General features: G+C 60.1%; 7 protein-coding genes. 4 read left to right on the forward strand and 3 right to left on the reverse strand.

What is annotated here, in order from left to right; genetic code table 11:
* Window positions 1–2: 2 nt before the first annotated feature.
* Window positions 3–1,295 (reverse strand): class I SAM-dependent methyltransferase, encoded by a 1,293-nt coding sequence (locus HMPREF2781_RS00940; RefSeq protein WP_070643613.1) that lies wholly within the window; start codon window positions 1,293–1,295, stop codon window positions 3–5.
* A 186-nt stretch (window positions 1,296–1,481) separates the two neighbouring features.
* On the opposite strand from HMPREF2781_RS00940, the gene HMPREF2781_RS00945 reads away from it, so the two are divergent.
* Together HMPREF2781_RS00945 and thiD are read left to right on the forward strand one after the other, a co-directional pair.
* Window positions 1,482–2,825, forward strand: a complete 1,344-nt coding sequence (locus HMPREF2781_RS00945) for an NAD(P)/FAD-dependent oxidoreductase (RefSeq protein ID WP_070643616.1) — start codon at window positions 1,482–1,484, stop codon at window positions 2,823–2,825.
* Window positions 2,826–2,923: 98 nt separating this feature from the next.
* Window positions 2,924–3,760 carry a bifunctional hydroxymethylpyrimidine kinase/phosphomethylpyrimidine kinase gene (gene thiD / locus HMPREF2781_RS00950; protein WP_070643619.1) on the forward strand — a complete coding sequence of 279 codons (837 nt, stop codon included), beginning with the start codon at window positions 2,924–2,926 and terminating at the stop codon, window positions 3,758–3,760.
* Here thiD and HMPREF2781_RS00955 read toward each other — a convergent pair.
* A complete protein-coding gene (locus HMPREF2781_RS00955) occupies window positions 3,757–4,359 on the reverse strand; it encodes a class I SAM-dependent methyltransferase (RefSeq protein ID WP_070643622.1) in 603 nt (200 codons plus the stop codon). The two genes, thiD and HMPREF2781_RS00955, sit on opposite strands and share 4 nt — an antisense overlap.
* An 83-nt stretch (window positions 4,360–4,442) precedes the next feature.
* Between HMPREF2781_RS00955 and corA the strand changes: the two genes are divergently transcribed.
* Window positions 4,443–5,516: a magnesium/cobalt transporter CorA gene (gene corA, locus HMPREF2781_RS00960; protein ID WP_070643624.1), complete on the forward strand. Its 1,074-nt coding sequence runs from the start codon at window positions 4,443–4,445 to the stop codon at window positions 5,514–5,516.
* 3 nt (window positions 5,517–5,519) lie between these two features.
* Here the strand turns inward: corA and HMPREF2781_RS00965 are convergent, their stop codons facing one another.
* Window positions 5,520–5,966 carry a PaaI family thioesterase gene (locus HMPREF2781_RS00965; protein WP_070446653.1) on the reverse strand — a complete coding sequence of 149 codons (447 nt, stop codon included), beginning with the start codon at window positions 5,964–5,966 and terminating at the stop codon, window positions 5,520–5,522.
* Between the two features lie 43 nt (window positions 5,967–6,009).
* On the opposite strand from HMPREF2781_RS00965, the gene gndA reads away from it, so the two are divergent.
* The gene (gndA, locus tag HMPREF2781_RS00970) at window positions 6,010–7,467 is read left to right on the forward strand and encodes an NADP-dependent phosphogluconate dehydrogenase (RefSeq protein WP_070643627.1); all 1,458 of its coding nucleotides are present in this window, start codon (window positions 6,010–6,012) and stop codon (window positions 7,465–7,467) included.
* Window positions 7,468–7,705: the final 238 nt, after the last annotated feature.

A 7,705-nucleotide genomic window follows, 5' to 3' on the forward strand; every position in this document is an offset into this window, starting at 1 on the left:
GCTTAACGGCGACCCCCGCGGTTGCGGTGGGTCGCCACCACGTGCACCGCATCCAGCATCCCTAAGGTGAGCAGCGCCTCGCGGAGAGCAAACTGGAACGTCCAAAGGCGGCGGAAAACCTGGTCGAAGCCCGCTGCCGCAGCTTCGCGGTGCCGCCCGTCGAAGAAGCTGCGCTGGTAACGAAGCGTTTCCAGGTAGTGGGTTCCGGTGTGGGTCTGAGCGATGATGCGCAGGTTGGAGCGCCTATCGAAGAGTCGGTGGGTCTCCTCCAGCGTCGGGTAATCCAGGCCAGGCCATATATAAGCTCGCAGAACCTGAATCGCGGACTGGGCGGCCGGAGTCATCGCCTCGGTAGCAAAGAGCGATCCCATGGCCACTCGCCCACCGCTGACCAGCGAGCGATCCAGCATCTGCACATAGCGCCGGCGCTCGGGAGCCGATAGCGTCTCTAGCTTCTCCACGCTCACTATCGCGTCATAGCGCCCGCGCCACTGCTTCGGATTGGGCAACGCCGTTTCGATGCCCTGCACATGGACAGAATCAGCGGCTCCCTCAAGGAGTAGTTGTTCGTCGAACAGCGCCTGCTGCTCAGCATCCCCCGTAAGGACGTCAACGGTGGCGCGCCGGGCAACGGCTTGAATTGCTACCTGCAGACCAGTCGCCGGATAAACCAGAAGATGTGTGCCGGCGCCGGTGCGGGTGGCGTCGAGAAGCCACTGTGCAGCGCGGCGCTGCGCATCGCCCAAGTCCTCACGGTCGGTGTGCGTCGGCTCGGTCACACTTGTCACATCGACGAAGTGCTCTTTGGGTTCTTTGCTCCCCACCCGCGCACTATAGCTGCGCACCGCTTCACGCACCGTTGTGGGAACGCCGCTAGCAAAGATGCCGCCCGAATGGCTGAGGGAATCACCCGCATACAGTTTCACCACATCAAGAGGCAGCTCGCCCGGGCTCGAAGTCTCCACCGCAAGCTCTTTCGCCTTCGGCCGGTAGCCCACCCCCAGGAGCCGCACGAGAACTTTGACCAAACGATCGGAATCGGGCGTCGTCCACTCCCCTGCCATATAAGACTCGGCCAAGCCCAGCCAGCCTGAATCGGCGATGCGGGAGAAGAGGGCGTCGTGAAGCACGGCTAGATCTGGGTCCTCGCCGTCCAACTCGACCCCAGCTTTGGAACACGCCTGCGCAAATTCCGCCTCCGACCGGTCGCTTTTGAAACGCAGCAGGCGTGAAGAAGGGACGGTGGCCACGCCCGGCCACGCCGCAGCGTCAATCGAAGCCAAGTGGGAATACACGCTCTAGCCAGCCTTCCTCATCGCACACACGTATTTTCTTAGACTAAAACGGGCGGGCCACGAACAGGTGGAGGCGCGGCCTAAAAAGCCAGTTAATAACCCATAAAGTATGCATGTACCGCTAGAAAGGTTTAGACTAACTCGGGTAAAATAATCTAGCTTTCTTAAGGAAGGTATTCAATCACCATGGCGCACACCCCCTACCGTCCTAGTAACGGCCGCCACCACGTCGTTGTTATCGGTGCCGGCTTCGGCGGCATCAACGCCGTTAAGAAGCTCAAGGACGCGGATGTTGAGATCACCCTGATCGACAAGAAGAACCACCACCTCTTCCAGCCGATGCTTTACCAGGTCGCCACCGGCGTCATCTCCGCCGGTGAGATCGCCCCGTCCACGCGTCAGATCCTGCGCCACCAGGACAACGTCAACTTCGTCAACGGTGAGGTTACCGACGTCAACATCAAGGATCAGACCGTCACCGCAGAACTTGACGGCGCGGTTCGCACCTACGGCTACGACTCCCTCATCGTCGCCGCCGGCGCTGGTCAATCCTACTTCGGCAACGACCACTTTGCCGAGCACGCACCGGGCATGAAGACGCTTGACGACGCCTTCGAGATCCGCTCCCGCATCATCTCCGCCTTCGAGAAGGCTGAGTTGGAAGAAGATCCTGCCAAGCGTGAGAAGCTGCTGACCTTCGTCATCGTCGGAGCTGGCCCGACTGGTGTTGAGCTCACCGGCCAGATTGCTGAGCTGGCACAGCGTACGTTTGCTGGCGAATACTCCAACTTCGGTTCTTCCTCCGCCAAGATTTACCTGCTGGATGGTGCCCCGCAGGTTCTTCCGCCCTTTGGCAAGCGCCTCGGCCGCAAGGCTCAGCGCACCTTGGAGAAGCTGGGCGTTGACGTGCGCCTCAACGCCATGGTCACCGACGTCACCGCTGACGCCGTCACCTACAAGAACATGAAGACTGAGGAAGAGGTCAGCATCGAGGCCGCGACCAAGATCTGGTCCGCAGGTGTCGCTGCTTCCCCGTTGGGCAAGCTTATCGCTGACCAGGCAGGTGTGGAGGCGGACCGTGCCGGCCGTGTCTCTGTCAACGAGGACCTCACGGTTGGTGAGTACAAGAACGTCTACATCGTCGGCGACATGATTTCCCTCAACCGCCTTCCGGGTGTGGCCCAGGTGGCCATCCAAGGTGGCAACCACGTGGGCAAGCTCATCGAGGCCAAGATTGATGAAGAGTCCACCGCTAACGAGGCCGAGCCGTTTGAGTACTTCGACAAGGGCTCCATGGCCGTCATTTCCCGCTTCAACGCAGTGGTCAAGCTGGGCAAGACTGAGTTCGCTGGTTTCCCGGCTTGGATTTCCTGGCTTGGTCTGCACATCTTCTACATCGTTGGCTTCCGCAGCCGCACCCTCGTTGCGCTGCACTGGCTGCTCAACGCCTTCTCGCGCGACCGCGGCAATCTGGAGATCACCCAGCAGCAGCGCGTTGCTCGCAACGTGATTGACCGCGACCTCCACTAGGTCTTACGCGTCTTTTAAGGAGAGAGGATATATCCTCTCTCCTTTCTCTTTGCCCATGTACGGTAGAGGGAAGAACAGCCTAGCTTAAGGAGAAAACCGTGAGCCAACCTGCGCTGCCTCGTGTCCTCAGCATTGCCGGCACCGATCCCACGGGCGGCGCTGGTATTCACGCCGACCTCAAGTCTTTTGAGGCCGCTGGGGCCTACGGCATGGCCGTGGTGACCGCCCTGGTGGCGCAGAATACGCAGGGCGTGCGCGCTATCCACACCCCACCGGTGGACTTTTTGCGCGAACAGCTGGAAAGTGTCAAGGACGACGTGACTATCGACGCCGTCAAGATCGGCATGCTGGGCTCTGTTGCCATTACCGAAGCGGTGAGCGACTTCATTGCTTCCCTCCCCGCGGGTGTGCCGGTGGTCTGCGATCCGGTCATGGTCGCCTCCAGCGGTGACCGCCTGCTCGAACCGGAGGCGGAACGCGCAGTACGTGAGCTGGCTTGCCGCGCGACAGTGGTCACCCCCAACCTGCCGGAGCTTGCAGTCCTCGCGGGCGTAGCAGAACCGCGCACCTTTGATGATGCTCTTTCTGTTGCAACCAAGTGGGCCCACGAGAACGACACGTGGGTCGTAGTCAAAGGCGGGCACCTCGATGGTGCTCAGGCCGATAACGCGACCGTAAGCCCTTCCGGCGAAATCACGCGCGTGCCCTGCCCGCGGATTGATACGAAGAACACGCACGGCACCGGCTGCTCTCTGTCCTCTGCCCTAGCGGCGCGTTTGGGCGCGGGTCAATCCCTCGACGAGGCACTGGTATGGGCAACTGAATGGCTCCACGAGGCGATCGTGCATGCGGATGCGCTCCACGTCGGGCACGGACACGGCCCTGTTGACCACGGCCACCGGCTCCGGCGCCTCGCCGCGGAGGCACAAAGTTAGCCCAGCAGATCGGCGCCTGGGCGGGTAAGCACGGCCACCATGAAGGTGGAATTCTCCTTAAAGACCTTCATGTCCCAGGATGCAAAGATGAAATCGACCCGATAACCCAGTGAGCGAGCGAGGTCGAGGAAGTCCTCAAAGCCCCAGCCGCGGCCCTCGCCAAAACCGACGACGAAGCGGCCGCCGGGGCGTAGCGCGTTAAACACATTGCGCAAGGCCGCCTCACGCCCTTCGGTAGCAATGAAAGTCATGACGTTGCCCGCAGCCACGGCGATGTCGAAGTTATTCTCGGGGATTTCCTCCTCGGAAAGATCACCTACCTCCCAGCGGGCCTCCGGATAATCGTTGACCGCATGTTCGATCAAGATGGGATCGACATCCACGCCCACGACGGTATGCCCGCGTTTTACCAACTCACCGCCAAGACGTCCGGAACCGCAGCCGGCGTCGAGAACGCGGGAGTGGCGTTCACTCATGGCGTCGATAAGCCGGGCTTCCCCATCGATATCCTTGCCCTGGGCCCGTAGCGTCTTCCATTTCCGTGCAAAGTTGTGGGAATGGGCGGGATTCGCTGCAGTTACTTCTTTCCAGGTAGGCATGACAACGAGTATAGGCCTTTAGAGGTGTAAGATTTAGCCGCTCTTATAAAACGCCTATACGAAGCGAAGGAGGCTGAGACACGATGCCATCTGTACCGTCACCATTCAAGCCACGCAAGAAAAACACTTCGGACAATAATTCGCCGAGTTTTTCTGTGCCTGTCGAGCGCGCCATTGAGCACTGCCGAGTGTTCATCGACGGCGAGGCACTGCCCGGTGAGTTCACCCCGCACAGCGCGCTGCAAACCGTGGAAGAATACGGCCGCGGCTTCGTGTGGGTAGGCCTGCATGAGCCCTTAGAGTCCCAGATGACGAAGGTGGCGGCTGAGTTCCGCATCCACGAACTCATCGTTGAAGACACGGTCCAGGCCCACCAGCGCCCGAAATTAGAGCGCTACGATGACCAGCTTTTTGTGGTGGCACGGTCGGTGAACTACCGTGACCACGACGAAGTGGCCGACAAGCGCCAGATCATTTCCACGGGTGAAATCCAAATGATCATCGGGGATACGTTCATCATCACGGTGCGCCACTCTGCCAAGTTGCCCAACTTAGCCTACGTGATTCAGGATGAACAGGACCTAGTTGAGCAGGGCCCCATATCGCTCGCGTGGAAGATTCTGGACATGATGGTGGACCGCTATTCGGAGATCTGCCGCCTCATCGCCATCGAGGTCGACGAACTAGAAGAAGAAATCTTCACCCCGAATTCGCTGCCCAACATTGACCGTATCTACATGTTTAAGCGAGAGATTCTGGAGATGAAGCACGCGATCGTGCCGCTCTCGCCGGCTTTGCGGGCGATGGTCGCAGACCACAAGGATCTCATTCCGAAGACGATTCGCTCCTATCTGCGCGATGTCAACGATCACCAGCTCGTCGTTCAAGACCAGGTGGCGGGCTTTGACGAGCGCTTGACCTCGCTTATCGACGCCTCCGTCGCCAAAATCAACATGCAGCAAAACTCCGACATGCGCACGATCTCTGCGGTGGTTGGCATGTGGGCCGCTCCGACGCTCGTGGCGGGTATCTACGGTATGAACTTTGATGTCATGCCGGAGCTGCATTTTCCTTGGGGCTATTACGGGGCAATTGGCCTCATGGTCTTGGTCGTGGCCGGAATGTGGTGGTGGTTCCGGCGCAATAACTGGCTGTAGGGGCTACTGCACCACCATGGTGCGCAGTGTGGAAGCAGCGAGAAGTACATCGCCCTGGCTGATTTTTACTTCCCACAGCTGCGTGCGGCGGCCCTTGTACAGCGGCGTAGCGACGGCGCTGACGGTGCCTTCGGCTACCGGTTTAAGGAAGTCTGTGTTGTTGTTCACGCCGACAACCGGCTTGCCCGCGAGAATGAGGCTGCCGACAGATGCAGTGGACTCCGTAATCGTGCAGAAAAGCCCGCCATTCGCCACGCCCCACGGCTGGTGGTGGTCTGGAACGACGTCGACCTCGGAGCGAATCTCATCAGCCGAGATGTGTGTGAAGCGCAGTCCGATGAGCCCGGCAAGCCCCTGTGGGTGAGAGTTGATGAGGTCAAGTTCCTCGGCGTTGAGCGGCCGTGTTTGGGATACCGCGACAAACTTTTCAAAGATTTCAGAGTGTTTCATGCCACACCAGGTTAGTGGATATCGGTGACGTAGGATGGTGGACATGACTCAAACTGCTGAAAAGACAGATCTCGCTCAGATTGGCGTTGTGGGCCTCGCTGTAATGGGCTCCAACCTCGCGCGTAACTTTGCCCGAAACGGAAATACCGTCGCGGTCTACAACCGCAGTCCGGAAAAGACCCGCGCGCTCATCAGTGAGCACGGTGATGAAGGTACCTTCATCCCGTCCGAAACTGTCGAAGATTTCGTTGCCTCCCTCGAGCGCCCCCGCAAGGCAATCATCATGGTGCAGGCTGGCGCGGCTACCGACGCCGTCATCAATCAGCTCACCGAGGCGATGGATGAGGGCGACATTATTATTGATGGCGGCAACGCCTTATTCACGGACACCATTCGCCGTGAGAAGGAGGTGGCGGCTAAGGGCCGTCACTTCGTCGGAGCGGGAATTTCCGGTGGTGAGGAAGGCGCGCTCAATGGCCCGTCCATCATGCCTGGCGGCCCAGCAGAGTCTTGGGAGACCCTGGGCCCAATCCTTGAATCGATCGCAGCAGAAGTGGACGGAACGCCATGTGTGACCCACATTGGACCGGATGGCGCGGGTCACTTTGTCAAGATGGTGCACAACGGCATCGAATACGCCGACATGCAGGTTATCGGTGAGGCATACCAGCTGCTTCGTTATGGTGCAGGCATGGAACCAGCTGAAATCGCTGAGGTTTTCCGCGAGTGGAACGCCGGCGACCTGGACTCCTACCTCATTGAGATCACCGCCGAAGTGCTGGCACAAAAGGATCCGGAGACAGGTGCCCCGCTTGTCGACGTCATCGTGGACGCCGCCGGCCAGAAGGGCACCGGCCGTTGGACCGCCATTAATGGCCTCGAGCTGGGCGTGCCGATCACTGGCATTGCGGAATCGGTGTTCGCGCGTGCGCTCTCCTCTGCCACCGCTCAGCGTGCAGCTGCCCAGGAGGGCCAGCTGCCCTCCGGAACCATTACCGAGCTCAACGTAGATAAGGCCGAGTTCGTCGAAGACGTTCGCCGTGCACTGTATGCCGCAAAGCTCATTGGCTACTCTCAGGGCTTCGATGAGATCAAGGCTGGCTCCGAGGAGTTCGGCTGGAACGTGGACCCACGTGACTTGGCTACAATCTGGCGCGGTGGTTGCATCATTCGTGCGAAGTTCCTCGACCGCATCCGTGAGGCCTACGACAACAATGCCGACCTGCCTGCCTTGATTTTGGACCCGTATTTCAAGGGCGAGCTGGAGAACCTCATCGACCCGTGGCGCCGCGTCGTCGTTGCTGCAACGCAGCTGGGCCTGCCGGTTCCGGTGTTTGCCTCTTCCCTCTCCTACTACGACAGCTTGCGAGCCGAGCGCCTCCCTGCTGCTCTAATCCAGGGCCAGCGCGATTTCTTCGGCGCCCACACCTTCAAGCGTGTGGACCGGGACGGCACATTCCACATCGAATGGTCAGGTGACCGCTCCCTGACCGAAATGTAGCCGCCAAGCCCCTCCCCCGAGGGGCTTTTCTTATATCTGTTCCGCCGAACGTATTCTCCCTTCTCCGGCTGCGCCCCTCACCGTTCCTGCGGAGCGCTCCTAGGCGCCACACGCCGCCGTTCCAGCCATGGCTCACATCCTCTCGCCCGCAGCCACCGTTCACCCAGCCACCCCCTGTCCGCAGCCACCGTTCACCCAGCCAATCCCTGTCCGCCGCCACCGTTCACCCAGCCAATCC

Source organism: Corynebacterium sp. HMSC062A03, assembly GCF_001811145.1.
GTDB lineage: Bacteria > Actinomycetota > Actinomycetes > Mycobacteriales > Mycobacteriaceae > Corynebacterium > Corynebacterium aurimucosum.

Coding starts and splice junctions, on each gene's coding strand:
- HMPREF2781_RS00955 (WP_070643622.1), bottom strand. CDS start 4,359: ATGCCTACCTGGAAAGAAGTAACTGCAGCGAATCCCGCCCATTCCCAC.
- gndA (WP_070643627.1), top strand. CDS start 6,010: ATGACTCAAACTGCTGAAAAGACAGATCTCGCTCAGATTGGCGTTGTG.
- HMPREF2781_RS00945 (WP_070643616.1), top strand. CDS start 1,482: ATGGCGCACACCCCCTACCGTCCTAGTAACGGCCGCCACCACGTCGTT.
- corA (WP_070643624.1), top strand. CDS start 4,443: ATGCCATCTGTACCGTCACCATTCAAGCCACGCAAGAAAAACACTTCG.
- HMPREF2781_RS00965 (WP_070446653.1), bottom strand. CDS start 5,966: ATGAAACACTCTGAAATCTTTGAAAAGTTTGTCGCGGTATCCCAAACA.